This window comes from Stenotrophobium rhamnosiphilum, from assembly GCF_003052265.1.
Lineage (GTDB): Bacteria > Pseudomonadota > Gammaproteobacteria > Nevskiales > Nevskiaceae > Stenotrophobium > Stenotrophobium rhamnosiphilum.
On sequence record NZ_QANS01000001.1, the window covers coordinates 850,262 to 870,383 of the forward strand.

Genomic DNA, 20,122 nt, shown 5'->3' on the forward strand with positions numbered 1-20,122 from the left:
AGGCAGACAAAACTCAGAACTGATACTTAGCAAACGCCTGTGCAAAGTCGCGGTCACGGTAGAGGTTGTGGCTACCGCCACCAGTGAACCATGTGTAACCAAGCGTGAACGAGAAGGCTGATTTGTAGCGCGTCTCGACGAAGCTGACGATGCTCTTGCGGCCGTCGACAAAGTTTTCTGCAGGGCCGGGTGCGGTACCTGAGACATCGTGGGCAAAAATGATCGTTGGCTGAATACTGATGCCGGGCAGAACGCTTTCGTATTTGATGACGTTAATGATGCGATAGCCCCACGAGAAGCGCGTTGCAAAACCATCGCGCTGCTGCGTTGGGTTAAAGCGCAGGCCATCAGGGCCGACGGTGCAACTCTTGTTGGTGGAACAGGCGCGTTGTGAACCATCGGCACCGGTGCCGTCTGCACCTGCGGTGGCGCTGGTATAAGTGCCGGGACCTTCAATTTGCAGCTCGCTCCATGAAGGCATATTCGGCACATGGGTTGCGCCGATTTCAAATACGGACTGAACCTGATCGGCGTTGATGATGGCTGCCAAAGGATCGCTGGCGCCCGAGATATAAGTGCCGCCGAAGTTGTACTGCAGCGTTTTGAAATACTCGTAGCCGCGAATGTAACCCGGGTTTTTGCTATTGAGTGGTCGACTCAAATCGGTGGCTGCGTTGTCACCAATCATGCCGCCACGATAAGGAATCACAAAGTTAGGAAAGGCGCGTGCAGAGCCAGGAATGTGTCCCAGCGAAACTGCAGACGGAAGATTGAGCTGGGTCGGATCAAGACCCAAAGCGAGCAAGGTATTGGTCAGCTCCACCGTGATTGGCAAAGCAACGCCCGCATCAATCGTGTCGCGGAATGGATTGTTGGTGCCTGCGACATCCGTGGTGAAGTCGCTAGGGTGATGCGTGGTGCCGTCAACGCCGATGCTGCCGTTGCTGGAGCCTGCGCATCCGATGTTGTCGTGGCAGCGCGTGAGTGTTGGGCCGAATGCAGCGAAGGCCAAATCGACGGTCGCAATTTGTAGCGGTGCTTTCGGGCGATAGGCTACTTCACCTTGCAACGATAAATCGCCCAGCGTGGTGTTAAAGCTGAAGCCGTAGAGCTTGATGTTCTCCGGGTATTCCAGCTGGAAGCGCGCGGTATCTAAAGGCGCAACGCTGCTCTTCGCAAGATTCGGATCTTGGCCGAGGAGTACGCGATTGATGGGCAGATCGGGGCAGAGATTGCCGCCGACAACGCTGACGATATCGAGCGCATTGGTGGCATCGCGATGTTGCGAGTTGCCACCTGCACGCGCGCAACTATTTTGCGTGGCGTAGAAGCTGCCGTAAGGCAGGCGCGAGTGGTAGTTCATGAAGTAGGCGCCGAGCTCGGTGCCATTGCCTAGCCATTCAGCGTAGTACTTGAGCGACGCGCCGTACTGACCAGAGTGCGATGGCGTGTGGTCGCGCAGGCGTTCGATATTGAGCGAGGTGCCAGCGATGAGTGCTAGCGGATTGTTTTGCGGACGCGCCAAGCTGCTGGGATCTTCAGCACCGCCACCAAAGCTGATCGAAACATTGCGGCCAGCGTTGTTGGTGCCGACATCAAGGAAGCTCATGAAGCTGCCCGGTGCGGGAATTTCTACCGGCTGCCATTCCAACTGATAGAACCCGCCAAGGTCGACGCCAGGAGCAATTTCCGTACTGGCGTAGAGCATGCCAACAGGCGTGAACACTTCTTCTAACTGGAAGCCAACGCGATAAAGATTGTTGGCGTTAACTGGATTCACTTGGTTGAGGCTGTTGATGACCAACAGTGTGCTCTCGCCCCAGTTAACGGTTTGGCGGCCGAGTTTCACGTTGAGTGAGCGCTCACCGGCAATTTCAAACTTGCCGCTGAGTACGGCTTCCATCAGCTGCAGATTGGTGCCGACTTGTTTCAGCGTTGAGCTGTCCGTGCGGCGATTGCGAACAACGCCACCAGCGCCGTAAATGCGGTTGTTCGGGAAGTAAACCAAGTTGCGCAAGATCGCTGTAGTGACAGGATCGCCGGTGTTTACAAAGCCGCGATCGCCGGGTGCGAAACCAACTTGCTGATAGTTTTCGCGAGTCACGCGGTTGGGGTGATATTCGGTGAAGTTGTTATTCACCGCGTCATAGAAATATAGCCAGCGTGCAAAGAATTCGAAGTTCTCGTAGCTGAGTTTGAGATCTTGCGTGACCTTGGCGACGGCCGAAACCAGATCGTGGCGGTCGTAATTTAAGTTGCCGTCATCCGCATTTAAAGAAAACTGTCCGGGCGCCGCGGCGAGTGTGCGGGCCGGGGTGGTCTGGTCTTTGAACACGCCTTGGCAGGATTGGAAATCTGCACAGACGTCGGGATTCAAGTTGCTCTTGCCGACCAGATCAGCAGCGCGGTTTTGCATACGCCAAGCGCCGCCAATGGTGATGGTGGTGTTGAGCACGCCGTTGATCGAGCTGTCGCCAACGGCGGCGTCAAAAGAAAGCGCGGATGCGTTGAACGGCGCGAGTAGAACGGCGGCAAGCGCCAAAAAGGCACTACAACGCGATACTCGAAAGGTGTTAGCGGACATGGGTGGGTACCCCCTAATGGATGGACATTTTTATCCTCCTGCCGAACCACTCATTTGGTGGTTTTTGCGCCCTGCTTTATGCAGGTACGGTGCGGCAACTCGCTGGGCGCGACAATATCCGCCTTGCCCCTTTTTGGCTAGTGCTCAAAGTGCGCCGATTGAAGGCGGAAAAGCCAATAGAAACGGGGCTTCGTGTATCCTTTCGCGCTCCTAAAAGCGTAATCATTCCGCCTGTGAACTCTGCTCCACGATCTGCTGACGTTGTCGTTGTTGGTGCCGGCATTATTGGTCTCACGACCGCGCTGGAACTGGCGCGTGCCGGGCTGAAAGTCTGTGTGGTTGAGCGTGGGTTGGCGGGTCGTGAAGCGTCTTGGGCTGCGGGCGGGATTTTGTCGCAGCTGCCACCGGATGATCCGGTGCCGGAGATCCGCGAATTGCTGGACGAAAGCCTCGCGCTATTCCCGGAGTACTGTGCGGCGCTTCATCAGCAAACCGGCATCGATCCTGAGTTCTGGCGCTGTGGCGCGACGATGGTTGACGCAAGCGGCGAGCGCTGGTTTCCCGACATCGCTCAAGTCCGGAATCCACATTTGCTCAAGGCTTTGGTTGCAGCACTGCAACATGAAAACGTGACCTTGCTTGAACAGACGCCTGTGATTGCTTGGCAAAAAGAAAATGGTCGTCTGACCGGGGTTTTGACCGGGAAGGGCGTTATCGCTTGCCGATGGGCTGTGTTGGCTGCGGGTGCTTGGTCGGGTGGTTTAGCGGCTGTGCCCGTGAGACCGGTTAAAGGGCAAATGCTTTTGCTCAAAGGCGAGCCGGGGCTGCTCAACCATATCTGCATGGATGAGCGGGCTTATGTGATTCCACGGCGTGATGGTCGTGTGCTCGTCGGCAGCACTTTGGAAGAAGCGGGTTTTGACGTCACCACAACACCGCAAGCCAAAACTTTTCTGTTGGACTGTGCTGTGCGCCTCTGGCCACAGGCGGCGGAGTTAGAAGTTGAACATCAATGGGCCAATTTGCGGCCTTATCCCGATCAGCCGTCGCCGCTGATCGGCCCTGCGCCGGAGACGCCGGGGCTGCTCGTTAACACCGGGCACTTTCGATTGGGCGTTACGCTCTCGCTTGCGTCAGCGAAGCGCTTGTTGCTGAGTGTGACGGGCTGAATTTATCGCCAGCAGCGCGCTGAAGTTGCACCGTTGAACGCGGTTGCACTTTTCTGACCGACTGAAGTGAGCGCAAACGTTCGGCAATCCTTATCTTTTTCTTGCGTGCCGACTGCGGCCGCATGCAGCGTGAATGATGCTGCGCTGGGATCGAGCAGTTCTATCTTGTAAATACTCGAGCCGCTGCCATTCAAAGTTTTTGAGATTTGGCCTTGGCGATTCAGAAAGAAGTGCGTGGCATTTGTATTGTTGCTCCCTAGCAGCGCAGAAAGATTCGTTGCGTATTTGCCTTGATTTAAGGCCTGCGCTTCTTGTTTGCCGGATAAATCAGACAGCATGCCTTGAGCTAAGGCGCGATTACTGCGTAGAACATAGCTTTGATAATTGGGCACTGCGATTGCAGTGAGCACAGCCATTATCATTCCGGCGATTAGTAATTCTAAAAGCGTGAAGCCGGACTGATGTTTTTCCATTAATTAAATCCACGGTGTTCCTGATCCCAATGTGCCGCGCTCTTTTTTGAGGCGAAGGTTAGGATCAGGCTCGGCGGAGTTGTAGATCAGATGCAAGTCACCATCAGAGGCCTGCGCGTGTTGCGGTACGGCTTGCAGGCGGTAGCAGCGACTCAAAGGGCAGGTCTTCTCGTCAACAATAAATGCGCTTAAAAGATATTGGCTCGTGTGCGCGCAGCTTGCGGCACTCGTGGCGTTGTAACCCAGCGCTCTCAGATCAATGGCGTAACTGTTGTGGCGAGTGAAATAAGCTTCTTGAAGGCGCGCCAGATTGATCATGCACGCTACGCCATTGCTGCGCTCAGCGCGGAGGCGATAGCTGGAATAACTGGGAATCGCGATGGCGGCAGTGATGCTGACAATTAATGCGGCGATGATCAGTTCGATGAGCGTAAAGCCTGTCTCTGTCAGTCGCGCGGAGATCATCACTTGTTGGCCTCAAGCCAATCAATTTCTCCATTGCGTGTTTTAGAACCAGGCTTTATTTGAAACTGAGTGATTCCGCCCGTTGAAGTTTGAGTGATCACACTCAATTCATTGCTGGGTTTTCTTTCTGCGCCATTGAGATGCAAGCTTGGAGCGGCGCTCATTCCTGTTCCGAGACTGACAGGGTCAGCAGTAGAACTACTGGATGTTGCATCGCCTTTTTCTTCAGGGCTGCCGCAAGCTGCAGAATCAAAACTTGCTGTGCCGGTTTTGTAGTTCAAGCAATAAAGATAACTCTTGGCTTCTGTCATGCATGGCGCAAGGCAGGGCACGAAGCTGCTGACGAAGAGTGTGTCTCCGAGTAATGAAGATCGAGTGATAACGCGTTCGGCGGTGCCATCTTTGCTCTGCTTCAGTGAACGCTTCCAGCCCTTACTAGCTGCGGTTAGGTTTGCGAGTGCGCTATGTGTTGTCGCGCCATTGATACCTTGTATCTCTCCTGTGCTCATCACCTTGGCGTCGCTTACGTCCACAAGCTTGTTAAAACTCGGCGTGACCTCAGGCAAGGTGTCGATAACCGCAAATAGGCTTTGTACTTTACTGCTGCTTTTATCTGCTTCAGAAAAGTAGCGACCCGTGCCAGTCATTACCCAGTGATCACCTTGCTCGTTTCTGGTGATTGAAGGCGAAGCGACAATCGGATTGCCCGGATTGAGGAGCAGTGCTGGCGCTGACCAATCACTTGGACTCTTGCTAGCCCCTGCTTTTGAGGAATTGAAGTCCAATTTAAACAGCTTGCCTGAAGGTTTACTTTCAGTGCCGCCGACCGTGCCGAAGTACAAGGCATCCGCGCTAAAGTCCAAATTCCAATCAACAGTAACGGGATCGCCAACAAAACTATTCGGCGCACCAGTTTGTTGCTGCGTTCCGAGATCGTAGAGATAGGTGTCTTTGCCGCTGGTAACGAATTCTTTGCGACTTAGATCGTAGACATACAGTTTTGCAGAACGCTTTGTCGTCGCTGTAAACGAGTTTTTTGACGTGCTAGGTTCGGGACCAGAACCAAAGATCAGATACCACTGATCGTCTTCACTTCCGTTAGATCGAAATGCCGCGACGGTAGGGTAAGAAGTTGTAAATCCCATGTTGTCAGTGGGATCAGTGAGCTCAGCAATAAGTGTTGGTTGCTGCTCTGGGTCAGTGATATCCATGAGGACATAGGCAGAGCGTTGAGTCAGCGCAGTGATTGGCGCGCCCTTGGATGTGAAATTGCTAAATCCTTTTGCATTGGCACGAACATTCAAGCTAATTGGAGCCCCGCCAAAGCGCATGCCGATCGCCATCACTGTTCCCCATCCACCGGGGTGCGTTTCATCATCAGAGAATATGCGCGCATCAAAGACGCGTGGCTTGGCATCCATGTACCAGACATGGTCGTAGTTTTTGGACTGAAGCCAGTAGAGATGCGGCAAGAGGTTGTAAGGAATGTAAGCCCAGATCTCTGAGCCTAGAGGATGCTGAGTTTCAGACTTTGAGCCTTGGAGCTCATAAGACTGAGTTTGCGAGTTGTAGAAGCCAGCATTAAACGCATGGATCATGCCGTCGTTGGCGCCGACGTAAACCATATTTCTGCGCTGCGAATATTTCGACCGAAATTTCCCGTAGCTCTTGTCGTTGTAGAGCAGGTCAAACGCTTCCGCTGGAGTTCCGACTTCTGTTGGGCTGGAATTGACGATATCGCCCAGACGCATCACTTCAGTTGCACCATCATTGTTGTAATCCAATGTTCGGTTACGCATGCCTAGTTTGGTGTTATTGGATTCGTCTCCGCGAACGTAGTTGACCAGAGCATTTGCTGAAACTGCATCTGGAACATTCAGAATCCCAAAGCTACCGGCGCCAAAATTTTTAGGCGCAAAATCTTTAACTTCGTCGCTGTCGGCAGCGCCGTCGCCATTGAGGTCGAGGTAAGTAAAAATGTGGCGGCCGGTGTCCGCCTTTGCGCTGTAGTTACGCTGTGTTGTGACGTCGCTTAAATCAGATAATCGTTTGCCTGCGTCCCATAGCGTATGCAGATCTGCTAGAGGTTTGATCTCAGTTGCGGCGCTTGTATTCGCGCTGGGATAAACCTTGAACTTAAAGCGAGCTATTTTTTGTTGATGGTCTGTTTCGTCAAAGAAGATGCGTACTGCGGGATCAACGCTGTAATCGCTATCTTGCAGAACGCCATCGCCGTTACCGTCTTCGCGAAGATTCCCAATCGAGTCGATGAATACGGCATGCAGTGATCCTATCCAAGTCGCTGTATTATTTTGAGCGTCAGTAAATGAAGCAGCGTACGTCGCTTGATACGCCGCACCAGCGCCGCTGCTTGCATGCGCTGCAATAGAAACAGCCGTTGCGCCGAGAGGCCTATCGTAAAAGTAATCTTCTGATTGACTCGAAATGTGTTTGGCCAGCGAGGCCTGCGTTCGTAGTGATAAAAGTGCAAGGCCTAGACACAACGTGCCAATAACAATCGGAAGAGCGATTTGACGGACCAGTCTCCAGGGCATGAGATTCTCCGGCTAATTCCTGATGACGTGGCGATAGATTGATGAGGTGAAGTCGACTGCCTGTGAATTTGGATCTTGTCCGCGGGCCGTTACATTGAAATACAGACTGCTACCACCCGATGCCGCGCTCTTTCCTAGGCTTTCGTACCCGGAGGCCATTGCCACGTCGGAGCCTGAATTGAGATCGGCGCGAAGTCTCTTAACCGTGGCAGATGCCTGCAGTACAAATTCGGGCGATTCGGCATTGGCGACATTGCGGCTGTAATGAACCTGGATGCTGCTCATATCCAGTCGGTCAAAACTAGAAGCGAGCTCTAATGGCGCGCTGTACCAATCGATGGGTGCTGCGCTGCCGGTGCTACTAGTGAGCGTCATCCCGGCAGGGATGGGATGGTTAAAAATTTTGTTTGGGATCGTGCCGCCAATAGCTACGGGCCATCCGCGGTTGTAGACGTGGGGATCAATTAATTGACTGACTAAAGTTCTCGTCGCTTCCGCGGCCTCGAAAGCTTGGGTGTTCAGATTGTTATTCGCGCTCATCCTGCTTTCCAGCCCGGCGTTTTTGAGCGCCAATACACCGACGGTTGTCAGTACGGCGAGGAAAACGATGCCTGTGACCAATGCGTATCCATGCGAGGGACGATTGTTTCGAGCACGCAGCATCATTGTCGTATCCGATTACGGATCAGAATGTCTTTTACGACGAGTCGCCGCTGGTAACGCTCGTAGCCTGTGTACTTGGCGGCACATTTCGACGATTTAGGGCCGTAACAAAAGCCACTCGGCATGAAGTACGTTTTTGTATCTGTGAAGTGATCTAAGGCATCGCCGCGAACGATGATGCCGGCGCGTATTGAAATGACTTTGCGCCAATCACTGATTGCGCTGGCTTTCTGATAGCTATCAACAACGAGATCGTTGTCGCTATCAATGCCGTATTCGAATTGCATCTGTTCGACGTTATCAACCAAAGCAACTTGCGAAACGCCACCGTCTGTTTGCAGTTGCAATGAAACCAGTGTTGGAACGGGCTTTCCATTGTCGTCAGATTTTGAGCAAGCATTGCCTGCTTTAACGCTGCAAGGACGTAGAAACAAAAGCTGAAAATCGTATTCGTAGTTGAATACACCGTCGCCGCTGGGGATGTGACTATCGGCATCGCTATGCATCTCGCCTTGATACAAATACCCATTGGCGCCAACGCGTGTGCGAACGTAGTGTCGCTTGGCATTTGTCGCTAATGCGACATCTTCAGGAGCAGTAAACGTCTTGGGATCGACGTTTCGAATCGCAACCATGTCTGAATTAGCGACATAGTCATTCGCGCTCACGCAATCAATCGGTGGAGTTGCCGCGCCTTCGTATCCATGCAGGCCATCGCGGACGTTGGCGATCCAATCGCTATTGCAGGTCTTGGCTGCGCTTGGGCCGTTGATCGCATGAGGGCCGATAGCAATAAGTTCTGGCTCTACGCCACTCCAGAAATCCGCCGAACGAAGAATCTGCGACAGATGGTTCATTGCATAACGAGTGTTTTCTTGCATTCGACCAGCGCTGTCTTGAACACGAAATCCTTGCTTGCTGCTGATAAAAATTGAGCTGGCGCCGGCGAGGATTAGCAGACCTAAGGTCATGGCAATCATGACCTCAATTAGAGAGAGGCCCATTTGTCTCGAACTACAATTCACGGAACATAGGCCAAGCGAAAGCAAGCTAAATCAGACGCAGATTCCGGATTGCAATTTGAACCGGTTGCGCCATTTCGATGAGCGTCCCAGTAGATCGTGATTAGGCGTACTGAGGCTGCGCTGCAATTTGTATCTTTGCAGGTGATTGAGGTTTGGCCTGAGGGCAACATCGCCATCGGGCCGGGCGGAATTTTTGTATAGGGCTTGGCGCTGGTATCTGCAATCATCGAATGCCAAATCGCAAGATCCCAAGCGGCGAGTTCTGCCGGAGTGCAGCTTGCTTCTGAACAATCCTTGCTGGGCGCTGTGGGGGCTTTTCCTTTTTCGTGTTGATACAAGCCAGCTAGCGTGGCTGTTCGATTCGCCCTAAGTTTTTCTAGCATGCTTTGTGCAAGCGTAGCGGCTTGCCCGTGCTGGTACGCGATGTACATATTGGCGGCCGAAGATGTTTGTAATCCGGCGACACCAAGTAAACCAACTGCAAGGATGTTTGTTGCGACCAGAACTTCGATGAGTGATATCCCGATTTGCAGAGAACGAGACATCACGCGCACGATTATTTGATCCTAGCCCGGCCGGCAAGACTCACGACAACCTGCTTCTGAACATCTTCAGACTTGATTGTGAATGTGCCGCTGGTTGACGAACCATCTGCGCGATAGCTGAGAGTGTTGCCCCCGCTAAACGTAATCGTTTGGGCCATGCTGAATGGCGCTTCAATCCGAATGACCTTTTCACCTTCATCCAGCACCCGATTCGAATTGCTGTCAGCAAACATGATCGCGCAGTGATTCCAATCAAGCGCTGCTGATGCGCTGCAAGATTTTCCATCTCTGGACTTACATAAGGTAACTGGCTCGCGACGTTTGATGGCTTCACTGCGGGTGAGCATCAGCGTGCTAAGTAATGAATTGCTTTCTGAAACGATGCGATTGTTGCGGATTAAGCTGGCAAAGCTGGGGAGGGCGACGAGGGACAAAATTCCTGTAATCAGCAGCGCCGCAAGAAGCTCGATTAAGGAGAAGCCGCTATTTTTTAAGCGAGGCCTTGCTCGTACGGTTTCTGCTGAAAGAAAGATGTCGAAACGTTGATGCGGCACTATCACACTCCAGATTGAGCGTGCGGCCGACAGAGTTGTGAAGTTACTGGCCGCGCGATTTGCTTTCTGTTGGCAGATTATTCGCGCGCGAGGCAAATTTATGAGACGTGTTACCGCTGCTCATTGGATTTTTTTGCCTATATGCAAAAGTCCGCTCCGCTGTTTAGAGGAGCGATTTCGTCGCAGTTAACGCATGGACGAGGATGTGGACTATTCGAAGATGGTGCTGATTTGTGCGGCGCTTAAATTTGAGTAAGCGCCGCACTTGCTGCTGAGTCTTTTTGTTCTTTAGTGCGGCCAGCAATCAGTTAGTGAGCCGGTTCCTGTTTTTCCACGTGAACCAGTTTGGTTAATGCTCAAGGTCCCGCACTTTGTATCGTTTTTCTGTTGCGCAGAGCCGTCCCTTGGCGTTGCGAGCAGTTTATAAGTTGATGTGGTGGTGACAGCAGTGGTATCGAGAGCGTAGTCGTAGTATTGGCCTGTATTCGCCGCGGTGGCGCAATCGAGTCCAGGTAGCACGATGTCTGTACCGGTACTGTCTTTGTCATATGCCATATTGGTCGCGTAGAAGCGTTCCATATAGTTTGCATAGGTTGATAAGCAAGCCTCAGCTGCTGCACGTCGCGTTTTAGTGACGTGCTGCGTGTAAGAGGGCAGTGCGATTCCAACCAAGATGCTCACAACAAGCATGACGATCACAAGCTCGATCAATGAAAATCCGGTGTTGCGACGTTTATGCATATGCATTCTCTGAATGTGTGAGGTCATTAGTGCGTAACCAATTCGCGCCATGACAATCGGGCAACTGCTCCAACCGTGCCTGCAGTATCGATACTACTGATCGTGCCGTTATCGAAGCTGGTTAGCATCGTGTTGCCAACGAAAATCGGATTGTTGGCTACTGAGCCGAAACCGATACCTGCTGCCGCAATGCCGTCGATCTTATCGCCTGAGTTAAATAGCTGATCGCTATTGAGATCAAAGAAAGCAGCTAATGGGTTTCCGCCCGTAAAAGGATTCAGCGCCATGATCCAGCCTGAACCTGAAGGGTTGCACGCATCGCTGACGATAGGTACGCGAGAAGTGCCGAGCAGCAAACTGCCTTGGAACTGATTCGGCGTAACCATGCGCTCACCTTGTGCGGTTGACGGTGGCTTCACGAGATCAAGGAACCAGCCAGATTTTCCAACCATGTCGCCATCTGTTGGAACAGTCACGGTTCTAGCAGCCAGCGTGCTTGAAGTAGCATCCCGTTGGGCAGTAATACTTCGCGGTACAAGGGCATTGCTGGAGCTGGATGTTCGATTGCCAGTCCACGCCGCCAAGTTGGGGACGAGCGTACTGTCTGCGCTCTTTACGATGATGCCGTACCAGGTTTGTACATCTCTGTTATCAAGATCGGTTTGCGTAAAGTACTGGCCAGTGCCGAAGAATAGCCAGAGATTGCCGGTTTTTGGATCTTTGCCTGCCAACAGGCCAGCGGTGATCGGCTGCGCTTTAGTTCCGTCAGTGGCAGAGAAGATCAAGCTACCTGTGCTACTCGGCGTGGCGGCCAAAGTCGTCTCATCATAAAGGCTGAATGACCAAACCTTGCCTTTGAGATCACCTGCGTAGGCGATCGTACTGATGTTGTTGGCCAGTGTGCCGATCCAAGCCACGGGTGCGGCGAGTCCGTTATCGGTCGTGGTACTTGTTGTATGAACGGTTAATGCGCCACTCATCAGGTCGAACTGAAGCATCGCTGCTTTGTTTTGAGCGCTGTTGTAACCGTTGCCTGTGAGAACAGACCAAGTGCCGTTGGCAGTTTGTGCGATTACAGGTTGACCGGTGATTTGGCCGATGTAACCGCTGTTGGTGAGCCCGTCAGCGGCGGAACGTTCCCATAAGAATATAGGTGCCGTCGCATCTGTGATATCGAGTGCATAAAGTGTTTTAGCAGGGCCGCGTCCCGTACTGCCGACCAGTACCGTACGCCATGCTGCTGTAGTGCCAGACGGTAAGGTGGTGTAAACATCCGCAACGGTCATTTCACCGTCGTTATAAAGCTGATGGGGAACTGCAGTACCGCCGTAGTTGGGATTGGAAAGATCGCTAAGACCGCTGGTGATTACCGAGCCAGGAAGATAAGCAAATACTTCCGCCCCGTCGGTGGTCTGGAAGGCATGCAACATGCCGTCATTCGCTGCAACCCAGATGACGGGCGCGCGTGAAACCTTGTCGGCTGCAAATGTTGGATAGCTGCTGGATCCATTAAATGTTTTGCCATAGAACAGATTCGGGTTCGGGGCTCCAACATAAACCGGCTGCGAGTTGATGATGTCGCCGAGTGGACTGCTGCGCTGGCGGAGCGTGCCTCCAGCATGATTTGTTTCCAACGATGAATCGCCACGCAAATAATTGATGATGTTCTGGCGCGCAACCGTCGTAGCGCCTAGCGCGCTTTTCTGGGCTGTCGACAAACTGTCGGGATCCGAGAACGCGACGTACTTGGTGGCGCTGGTTGTTCCACTAGGGTTGTACGTCATGATATTTCGACTGGCCGCTGATGGCATTGCCGTTGAGGCGGACCATGTCGCAGATGTCGCAATAGCACCGGTGGTTGGATCGACGTTGTATGCCTTCAGATCGCCGTTCCATTTACGCGTGTAGTACAGGGCTTGATACGTCACCGTGCCAACTCCCAGCTTGGTGCTGTTAGCTGCAAGGCTGGCACCCGTACCGACACGTGTCTGAACGCGATTAATCGCATCAGCAATGCCATCGGCGAAAGCTTTTGGACTGGTTGCCGAATAGAATCCTCCGCGTCCGTTGACGCCGGCATGTGCCAAGTCTGCGATGTTGTTGATGCTGTTCGAAGCCGGCGCAGGCCATGCGAAATCCGTCGGAATATTGCTGTTTACGACAGTGCCGGTCGAACTATCGGCGCCGTTAGCCCAGACAAAAATCTGATCGATTGTCGTGCCCACTGGCGTGATGTTTTTCGGTACGAAACCCAGACCCAGCGTGAAGGTAGTCATGTGTTGCCAGAACGCAGGGTCTGCCGAACCGGTGGGTACTTCATTGTCCAAGGTGGGCTGCAAGTCGGTCGCCCAATACTTCAACGCGACATCGGCCAGGGTATTGCTGGTGCTGTCTTTAAAGGGGGCTACGGCCACATACGTGTAGTCCTGGCCGTTGGGGCCGGTGACTTGAGTGCCAGCAGTGTTGTCAACATTACCTGGGCTAGGCGGCGTCGGGTCATTCCAGAAACCGTCCGTTGTCGCGATGGCGTATGACTGACGGCACGCAAGTTTGGTCGTGTCGGTGCTTGAGTTCTGCCACGGACCATTCTGCGAGTAATACTGACCCAGCGCATTCAGAGCGCTACGCAAAGCGGTACCACCAGTGACGGTTTCTTTGGTTACCCAGTTCCAGAAGCTGGCGCGCGTGGTTCCTGTTTGTCCCTTGGCGCAAGGGCTGGTTGTACTGGTTACGCAGCTGTTATCGAATGCAGCTACGTTTGAAACACTGACACCGCCGTTGGTGTACGGAGTGCCGGGCAAAAGCGTGTTCTTGTTGCCGTTGATCGATGCGAATCCTAAACGCGAACTCGGATCAAGCTTGTCGAACGCAGAGGTCAAGCCGCTCTTTGCAGTCAGGATACGGCTGCGGTAATACGAGAACCAGTTAGCGACGTTTTGTCCAGCCTTGACTCCAGCAGGTGCGGAGACTCCGGAGACATCGTTTTCGTCGACGCAGTTGGTGCTGCTATGCGGGATATTCACACAGCCCTGTGCCGCCGAAGCAACGTAGTAAGTGACATACGGTCCCGTGGCCGGGCCAGTTGAATACTGGAAGAAATTTTTGGTCGCCGTGCCCGTTACCGTGCATTGACCCGTGGTGCTGCTAAAGGTCCCTGAACTGCACGATGCGGCTACCGTGGTGTAGCCGGCGCACTGATAGGTAGGTGCCGCTGAGGTGCCTGTATTCGTCAGCGAATATCCGCTGGTGCTACAAGCCGGAGTCGGTGGCACCACCACACAGAGGCCGGTACTGGCGCTATACGTACCAGGCGAGCAAGTAGGCGTGGCAGTAACTGGCTTAGAACATACAAGCGTCGTGCCGCTGCCGGTTCCCGTATAACCGGCGGGGCAGTTGGTGGGAGTAGGGGTGAATGAGCAAACACCTGCCGTGGAGTTGTAGCCGTAGCTCGTCGGTGAACAAGCCGGAGTACCGGTTTTCTGGCACTGATAGTTGGGCGATGCTGAAGTGCCGGTATTGATCACCACAAGTCCGGCGGCGCAGGTCGGAGCAGGCGGAGTTACCGTACAAGTGCCTGTGCTGGAGGCATAGGTGCCGAGCGAGCAGGTCGGCGTCCCAGTTGACTGACACTGAAAGTTGGGCGACGACGCAGGGCCAATGTTGCCGAGCGTACCGCTGCTGCAGGTCGGGGCCGGTGGCGTCAATGTGCACGTACCGGATGAGGACGTAAACGCGCCCAAGGAACAGTTTGGCGCGGCGGATGCATTACACGTAAATATCGTTGAACCGCTGAATTTGCCTATCGAAGTTCCGCTAGGGCAAGTTGGCGCGGGTGGCGTGACCGTGCATGTGCCTGAGGAGGCAGTGAACGTGCCGGTCGAGCAGCTTGGGTTGGCATTACATGTAAATACCGTTGCTCCGCTGACTTGGCCTAAAGAAGTTCCGCTGGGGCAAGTTGGGGCGGGTGGCGTGACCGCGCACGTGCCTGAGGAGGCAGTGAACGTGCCGCTCGAGCAGGTTGGGGCAGCGGTGGCATTACAGGTAAAGATGCTTGCGCCACTGAATTTGTTTCGATTTGTTCCTGAAGGGCAGGTGCGAGTGCCACCGGCGGTGCAACTATCTGCCGTGTTGTTGTAGCTGCCGCTGGGGACGCAAGTTGGATTGGAATTGCAATTGAATGCGCTTGCCCCCGTGGGTTTGGACAGCGATGTTCCACTGGTGGAGCAAGTCGGTGTTGGTGGCGTTACTGTGCACGTCCCTGACGACGCCGTGTAAGTTCCGGACGAGCAAGTTGCTGTGGAGTTGCAATTAAAGTTGCTCGCCCCCGTGGGTTTGGACAGCGAGGTTCCAGAAGGGCAAGTCGGCGTAGGTGGCGTTACCGTGCACGTACCTGTTGACGCAGCGTAGGTTCCAGACGGGCAAGTTGGCGTGGAGTTGCAATTAAATGCACTGGCGCCAGTGGGCTTGGACAACGATGTTCCACTGGTGGTGCAAGTTGGTGTTGGTGGTGTCGCAGTACACGTGCCTAAAGCGGAATTGAAGGTGTAGCCCGTTGCGCAGGCAGGCGTAACAATTTTTTGGCACTGAAAATTGGATGCGCCAGACGTGTCTATATCTGCGAGCGAAAATCCACTGGCGCAGGCCGGGGTTGGCGGTGTTGCGGTACACAAGCCGGTAGTCGCATTAAAGGTATAACCCGTTGCGCAAGCCGGAGTAGTGGTTCTTTGGCACTGATAGTTGGGCGAAGATGTAGTGCCTGTGTTCGTGAGCGCGAATCCGCTGCCGTAGGTTGTGGCGCAAGCAACGGTATTCAGTGTGCAGAAGCCCGGAATGACGGTGCCGTAAATACCGCTAGATGGGCAGGTCGGATTGATAACCGCAGTTCCTGAGCAGGTCCTTGAAGATCCGGTCCCAGTGAGCGTGTAGCCGGTACCGCAGGTAGGTGTTGGGGGTATCACCACACATGTGCCGGTGGCTGAGTCGTACGTACCGGACGAACAGGTCGGCGTTGCCGTGCCGTACAGTCCGCACTGATAGTTGGGCGATGCATAGCTGCCCAGATTGATCATCGTGTATCCACTCGAGCATGTGGCCGAGATTGCCGCGGTGGAAGTTGAAAAAGCGACGTTGCTTTGTCCTAGGTTGTTGTTATTGAACTCGGTCTCGTAAGCGGCGGTGTAGGTGTAGTTGTTTTGTCCGCCGACGGCGACGCTAAACGTCGATGTAGTGGCGTAGGTCGTTATGTTTACTGTTGTAGCGGTGTTGATGAAACCATCGGCGTATGCGCCGGTGAGGCTTGGCGAATTAGGATATGAAGTGCCATCGACCTTGATAGGCGCTGTGTAGGTGACGGCCGGGTTGTAGTACACGCCATTGTTGAGCGTGTTAGTCAGCGCATCATTGTTGGATTGGACGTTGATGTTGCCACTGCTATCGCAGGAGACTCCACTCACATTCCTCGTGGTTCCGGTGCAGAGGTCGGGCATGAAATTCCATGCCATAGACCCAGAGTCGTCGAGCAGCAGGACGATATTGGGTGCAATAGGCGACTGCGCCGTCAAAGGGTTTTGGTCAATTGTCACCGCGCTCTGCGCGCTTGGCAGCAAGCAAGCGCTGCACAGCGTGAGCAATGCCACCAAAAAATTCTTGAAGCGCGTGTGAGTCAATGATGTCAGTGCCACGTTTTTCATGGATTTTCTCGACCACGTGCTGCTGCTTGTATCTGGGATATTCATGTCTGCATGACTACTGCTTGTACATCGCTTGCAGGGTTACTACTGCACGATCATCAGTGGTATCGCTGCTGCGAGCGGTTATCCGGTAGTAAACCGCCGTAGTAGTGGCACCTTGTGCGCCGTACTGTGCAGCGTTTGCAGTTTGGCCAAAGCCTGTACTCGTGCTGGGATCAGGCCATGTGCCCAAGTTTTCGATGATGTACTGGGGCTGCGATACCAATAAGGAAAAGCTGAATATGCTTGAGCCGACAGTGATGATGTTTGTCGAAGCTGTGCTGTCAGTAAACGGATTGCTTGGGCAAACAACGCCACCTGGCCCGCAATTTCGAATATTTGTGGTGCCGGCCGTGAGGGCTTGTGCCCCAGCAGTGAGTCCGGCTTCAGCAGATTGAAATGCAGTTTGACGATCATAGAAATTGGCCATGATCTTTTGCATGAGGGCCGTGCCGCGCATGGCGCCCAAGCCGAGCAAAGTAATCACGACCAACAAGATCAAGGCAAAAATCAGCGCGATGCCGCGCTGTTGCGGAAGAGCGTTAGTGTTGTTTTGAAAGTTCACGTCACTGCACCCTGTTACGCAATGTCACGGTGATGGGGATGTCGCGGGTAATCGGTTTGTTGGTTGTACCGCCGGCAAATTTGTTAGCGCTCTCGAGTTTGAGCGTCAACATCACGGCGTCGATTAAGGTCCAGTCCGTTACTGCGGCTGCACTAGTAAATGCCGTAGCGTTTTGTCGGTGATAAGTGATCTGCATATCGCTGACGTTGCGCACCATTTCTTGTGCGGCGGTGGGGACGCCAGCGGTGAGCCCGATGCGGTAGAGAGATTTCCCGCCAAGTGGATTGAAGCCAATGAACCAGTCAACGGCATACAGCTTGGAAACCTGCGAATTGGCGATGTAGGTGTAGACGCTTCCTGCTGTGGTGCATTGCGTCGGAAAGCCAAGGCCGGTTGAGCAATTGCCAGGAGCAGCTGTGCCAGTGGCAAGGGTTAAAACTGCTGGCGAACCGGCGAGGCTAGTGACTTGTGCGATCGCTGCGTGATCAGGATCGCAAACAACAATAAGATCTCCAGCCGCCAATAGCGCAGTGGTTTCATTGAGCGTTATTTTTGCCGTGGTGGCGTCATGGCTGGCGACGGTCAGGCCTAAACCATCGCCTCCAACCAACTGAATTGAGCTGGTGGTGCTAACGCGCTGGCCAACGTCTGCGTCTGTTGGCGCTGTGGTCGCGGTTGAAGTGGGTACTGCGGGATCAACTGTTCCACTGTCGTAGCCACGTATGGCGTTGGCCATGTCGGCCGCCCATATTTTGGTGGCTGCACCACTAGGGCCGCTGTTGAGGACATTGGCGATACGGCCGGCATTACCGCAACCAGTCAAGCCAGTCTCGCGGATGTCTCTTGAAAGCATCTCAAAGGTGTTGCGTGCGCTGTCTTGCACCTGACTCATCGCGTTATGAGTAGCGTAAGTCTGTTTATTGGACAGGAATACCGCGATCACACCGCCGATAATCAATAAGCCGAGCAACATGGCAATCATCAGTTCTACTAGCGTGAAGCCAAGTTGATGATGGGTTGCGGAACGCATGAGCTGTTTGGCTTTTGGCTGTAAGTGGGATTTCATATTGATGCTTGGGTGACGAGCTGGAATTGGGTGTCGTTGATGGTGGCGCCTGTGGCTTTGCTGTCGTCAAATTGAATCGTGACTGTGCAAAGGCCAGCGGGGTTGCAATCGACTATTCCTTTGGTGGTAGAAATTTTTCCTAAGAAGTTTCCGAGTTGTTTGCTGCACCAGTTATTCAACTGAAATTCTTTTAAGGTGGGACCAGTGGCTGGGCATGCATTGGTCGTAACAGTTCCGTTGTAAGTTCCAGCAAGCGCGACGGTACGATCCAGTCGCAGCGCTTCAATGATCGAGTAGGTGGCAGCAGTGGCTGCAGATCGACTCATTGAGCTGCCGTTATCCGATAGCGCGCGTGTCTGTAGTGCAGCGAGGCCCAAGATGCCAATCGAAAGCACCAATACGGCAATTAATACTTCAATAAGTCCAACGCCACGCTGTGCTCGTTGAAATGTACGAACGCGGTAAGACTTACTGCTGTTGGCAGGATGCAGGTTCATCGACTGGGCAGCCTCCGGAGTTGGCGGTAAATTTGCAGCTGCTGATGACGCTGCCGGTGATCAAATAAATACAGCGGTGATTATTGGATTTGACCTTGGTGGTGTAGATGTCGGCAATCAACCCTGTGTGGGGGGCGGTGCCCGTAGCGATGGAGGCCAGGCCGTTTCCACCAAAGCGCAATGCTGTGACATTGGTGATGGTGATGTTGGCGGGAATTTCTGGAGGGTTTGCCAGTGGTTCAGAAAATCCAGACGCGTAGACGGCGCCGACCGCTGTGCCGCAGGCTGCGCCTAAAGCATCCGTGCCGTTATGAGATGCCACGCTGGTGCAAAACTGTGTCGGCAAATTACGCTTGACGGCTTGCATACGCGCTAGGTTGAGAGAGCCGATTAACTCATTCGCAGTTGCAGAGAGTTGATTCGAGGTAATAGTGCCGTTGAAGCTTGGCACCGCAATTCCTATCGCGACTGCAGCGACCGAGATGGCAATTAAAAGCTCAAGCAAAGAGAATCCTGTGTTCGAACGAACTGCAGGTTCTTGAATCTGATGCGGCTTAAGCACGGCTTTCCTCAAGATGCTGTTCCCCTATAAAGCTGTTGTATCAAGCAGCATTAACAGGTCGTTGTAACTCCCGCCCAAGGGAGGCAGCTGCCGGATCACAGGCACAAAACAATGTGCCGTTAATCGGGCTGCAAGACTGCATTTACAAACGACTTTCCCCAGGCCATTGCTCGCATGAAAGGCATTCACGTCCTTTACTCCAGCGCATGGCTTTGTTTTTTATGATGTCTAACCCTATGTAAAATAAAGACATGCAGTTCGTTCTTGCGGTTCAGCGGTAGCCCTTGGCCGATGAACGGTAGTCTTCCGGATGAACGGTTGAGACTTTGTTTGCAGTCTTCAATTACAGGATAGCTAACAATCTAGATCTTTTTGGACTTCCCCTACTTTTGTAGACATCACCTAGCCATATTTTGAAGCTCGCTCATACTCGTATGGGCTGATGTTGCCGATGTGACTGTGACGACGACTGCGGTTGTAGAAGACCTCAATGTAATCGAACAGATCGGATCGAGCATCTTCGCGTGAGTCGTAAGTGCGATTGCGGACGCGCTCTTTCTTCAAGCTGCTGAAAAAGGATTCTGCCGCAGCGTTGTCGTAACAGTTGCCACGACGACTCATACTGACGCTCAAGTTATGCGCTTTGCAGAAGCGCCCCCAATCGTCGCTGCTGTACTGCACGCCTTGATCGGAATGCACGATTACGGATTGCTTGGGATGACGACGCCAGATCGCCATCAGAAGCGCATCCAAGGCCAGCTCACGCGCAAGAGTGGGTTTCATTGACCAGCCCACCACCATTCGTGAGTACAGATCAATGACCACTGCTAGGTAAAGCCAACCTTCATGCGTGCGGATGTAGGTGATGTCTGTGACCCAAACTTGGTCTGGAGCCGTTGCTGAAAACTGCCGCTGCAATTGATTCGGAG

18 protein-coding genes are annotated in these 20,122 nt (G+C 53.4%); 2 read left to right on the plus strand and 16 right to left on the minus strand.

What is annotated here, in order from left to right; genetic code table 11:
* Positions 1-13: 13 nt before the first annotated feature.
* Positions 14-2,584, minus strand: a complete 2,571-nt coding sequence (locus tag CJD38_RS03840; RefSeq protein WP_107938951.1) for a DUF1302 domain-containing protein — start codon at positions 2,582-2,584, stop codon at positions 14-16.
* A gap of 233 nt (positions 2,585-2,817) precedes the next feature.
* Between CJD38_RS03840 and CJD38_RS03845 the strand changes: the two genes are divergently transcribed.
* Positions 2,818-3,753 (plus strand): NAD(P)/FAD-dependent oxidoreductase, encoded by a 936-nt coding sequence (locus tag CJD38_RS03845; RefSeq protein ID WP_161554150.1) that lies wholly within the window; start codon positions 2,818-2,820, stop codon positions 3,751-3,753.
* Between the two features lie 2 nt (positions 3,754-3,755).
* Here CJD38_RS03845 and CJD38_RS03850 read toward each other — a convergent pair whose 3' ends face one another.
* The 9 genes from CJD38_RS03850 to CJD38_RS18410 form a co-directional block, all read right to left on the minus strand.
* The gene (locus CJD38_RS03850) at positions 3,756-4,226 is read right to left on the minus strand and encodes a type IV pilin protein (protein WP_107938953.1); all 471 of its coding nucleotides are present in this window, start codon (positions 4,224-4,226) and stop codon (positions 3,756-3,758) included.
* Positions 4,227-4,229: 3 nt separating this feature from the next.
* Positions 4,230-4,691, minus strand: coding sequence for a type IV pilin protein (locus CJD38_RS03855; protein ID WP_107938954.1), 462 nt, complete (start codon positions 4,689-4,691; stop codon positions 4,230-4,232).
* The gene (locus CJD38_RS03860; RefSeq protein WP_107938955.1) at positions 4,691-7,246 is read right to left on the minus strand and encodes a pilus assembly protein; all 2,556 of its coding nucleotides are present in this window, start codon (positions 7,244-7,246) and stop codon (positions 4,691-4,693) included. Before CJD38_RS03860 ends, CJD38_RS03855 begins: the two co-directional genes overlap by 1 nt.
* Positions 7,247-7,258: 12 nt before the next feature.
* Positions 7,259-7,912 (minus strand): pilus assembly PilX family protein, encoded by a 654-nt coding sequence (locus CJD38_RS03865; RefSeq protein WP_107938956.1) that lies wholly within the window; start codon positions 7,910-7,912, stop codon positions 7,259-7,261.
* Positions 7,909-8,913 carry a PilW family protein gene (locus CJD38_RS03870; protein ID WP_107938957.1) on the minus strand — a complete coding sequence of 335 codons (1,005 nt, stop codon included), beginning with the start codon at positions 8,911-8,913 and terminating at the stop codon, positions 7,909-7,911. The genes CJD38_RS03865 and CJD38_RS03870 overlap by 4 nt, the downstream gene beginning before the upstream one ends.
* A 17-nt stretch (positions 8,914-8,930) precedes the next feature.
* Entirely contained in the window at positions 8,931-9,479 is a 549-nt protein-coding gene (gene pilV, locus CJD38_RS03875) for a type IV pilus modification protein PilV (RefSeq protein ID WP_146165910.1), read from the minus strand.
* An 11-nt stretch (positions 9,480-9,490) separates the two neighbouring features.
* Positions 9,491-10,033 carry a GspH/FimT family pseudopilin gene (locus CJD38_RS03880; protein ID WP_146165911.1) on the minus strand — a complete coding sequence of 181 codons (543 nt, stop codon included), beginning with the start codon at positions 10,031-10,033 and terminating at the stop codon, positions 9,491-9,493.
* 288 nt (positions 10,034-10,321) lie between these two features.
* Positions 10,322-10,774 (minus strand): type IV pilin protein, encoded by a 453-nt coding sequence (locus CJD38_RS03885; protein WP_240783514.1) that lies wholly within the window; start codon positions 10,772-10,774, stop codon positions 10,322-10,324.
* 26 nt (positions 10,775-10,800) lie between these two features.
* A complete protein-coding gene (locus CJD38_RS18410; RefSeq protein WP_161554152.1) occupies positions 10,801-14,298 on the minus strand; it encodes a pilus assembly protein in 3,498 nt (1,165 codons plus the stop codon).
* A gap of 133 nt (positions 14,299-14,431) precedes the next feature.
* Between CJD38_RS18410 and CJD38_RS18415 the strand changes: the two genes are divergently transcribed.
* Positions 14,432-14,911: a hypothetical protein gene (locus CJD38_RS18415; protein WP_161554153.1), complete on the plus strand. Its 480-nt coding sequence runs from the start codon at positions 14,432-14,434 to the stop codon at positions 14,909-14,911.
* A gap of 1,434 nt (positions 14,912-16,345) precedes the next feature.
* Here CJD38_RS18415 and CJD38_RS18750 read toward each other — a convergent pair.
* The 6 genes from CJD38_RS18750 to CJD38_RS03915 all read right to left on the minus strand — a co-directional run.
* Positions 16,346-16,480 carry a hypothetical protein gene (locus tag CJD38_RS18750; RefSeq protein ID WP_276307777.1) on the minus strand — a complete coding sequence of 45 codons (135 nt, stop codon included), beginning with the start codon at positions 16,478-16,480 and terminating at the stop codon, positions 16,346-16,348.
* A 39-nt stretch (positions 16,481-16,519) separates the two neighbouring features.
* Positions 16,520-17,068: a pilus assembly PilX family protein gene (locus CJD38_RS03895; protein WP_240783515.1), complete on the minus strand. Its 549-nt coding sequence runs from the start codon at positions 17,066-17,068 to the stop codon at positions 16,520-16,522.
* Position 17,069: 1 nt separating this feature from the next.
* Positions 17,070-18,098: a prepilin-type N-terminal cleavage/methylation domain-containing protein gene (locus tag CJD38_RS03900; protein WP_107939027.1), complete on the minus strand. Its 1,029-nt coding sequence runs from the start codon at positions 18,096-18,098 to the stop codon at positions 17,070-17,072.
* A 32-nt stretch (positions 18,099-18,130) separates the two neighbouring features.
* The gene (gene pilV / locus CJD38_RS03905) at positions 18,131-18,631 is read right to left on the minus strand and encodes a type IV pilus modification protein PilV (RefSeq protein WP_107938962.1); all 501 of its coding nucleotides are present in this window, start codon (positions 18,629-18,631) and stop codon (positions 18,131-18,133) included.
* Complete coding sequence (locus CJD38_RS03910) at positions 18,603-19,193, minus strand: GspH/FimT family pseudopilin (protein WP_146165912.1); 591 nt, start codon at positions 19,191-19,193, stop codon at positions 18,603-18,605. The genes pilV (CJD38_RS03905) and CJD38_RS03910 overlap by 29 nt, the downstream gene beginning before the upstream one ends.
* A 402-nt stretch (positions 19,194-19,595) precedes the next feature.
* Positions 19,596-20,122: IS3 family transposase (locus CJD38_RS03915; protein WP_107938964.1), on the minus strand; the 527-nt coding region annotated here is incomplete at its 5' end.

Coding starts and splice junctions, on each gene's coding strand:
- CJD38_RS03840 (WP_107938951.1), bottom strand. CDS start 2,584: ATGTCCGCTAACACCTTTCGAGTATCGCGTTGTAGTGCCTTTTTGGCG.
- CJD38_RS03850 (WP_107938953.1), bottom strand. CDS start 4,226: ATGGAAAAACATCAGTCCGGCTTCACGCTTTTAGAATTACTAATCGCC.
- CJD38_RS03855 (WP_107938954.1), bottom strand. CDS start 4,691: ATGATCTCCGCGCGACTGACAGAGACAGGCTTTACGCTCATCGAACTG.
- CJD38_RS03860 (WP_107938955.1), bottom strand. CDS start 7,246: ATGCCCTGGAGACTGGTCCGTCAAATCGCTCTTCCGATTGTTATTGGC.
- CJD38_RS03865 (WP_107938956.1), bottom strand. CDS start 7,912: ATGATGCTGCGTGCTCGAAACAATCGTCCCTCGCATGGATACGCATTG.
- CJD38_RS03870 (WP_107938957.1), bottom strand. CDS start 8,913: ATGGGCCTCTCTCTAATTGAGGTCATGATTGCCATGACCTTAGGTCTG.
- pilV (WP_146165910.1), bottom strand. CDS start 9,479: ATGTCTCGTTCTCTGCAAATCGGGATATCACTCATCGAAGTTCTGGTC.
- CJD38_RS03885 (WP_240783514.1), bottom strand. CDS start 10,774: ATGCATAAACGTCGCAACACCGGATTTTCATTGATCGAGCTTGTGATC.
- CJD38_RS18415 (WP_161554153.1), top strand. CDS start 14,432: ATGTTGCCGAGCGTACCGCTGCTGCAGGTCGGGGCCGGTGGCGTCAAT.
- CJD38_RS03900 (WP_107939027.1), bottom strand. CDS start 18,098: ATGCGTTCCGCAACCCATCATCAACTTGGCTTCACGCTAGTAGAACTG.
- pilV (WP_107938962.1), bottom strand. CDS start 18,631: ATGAACCTGCATCCTGCCAACAGCAGTAAGTCTTACCGCGTTCGTACA.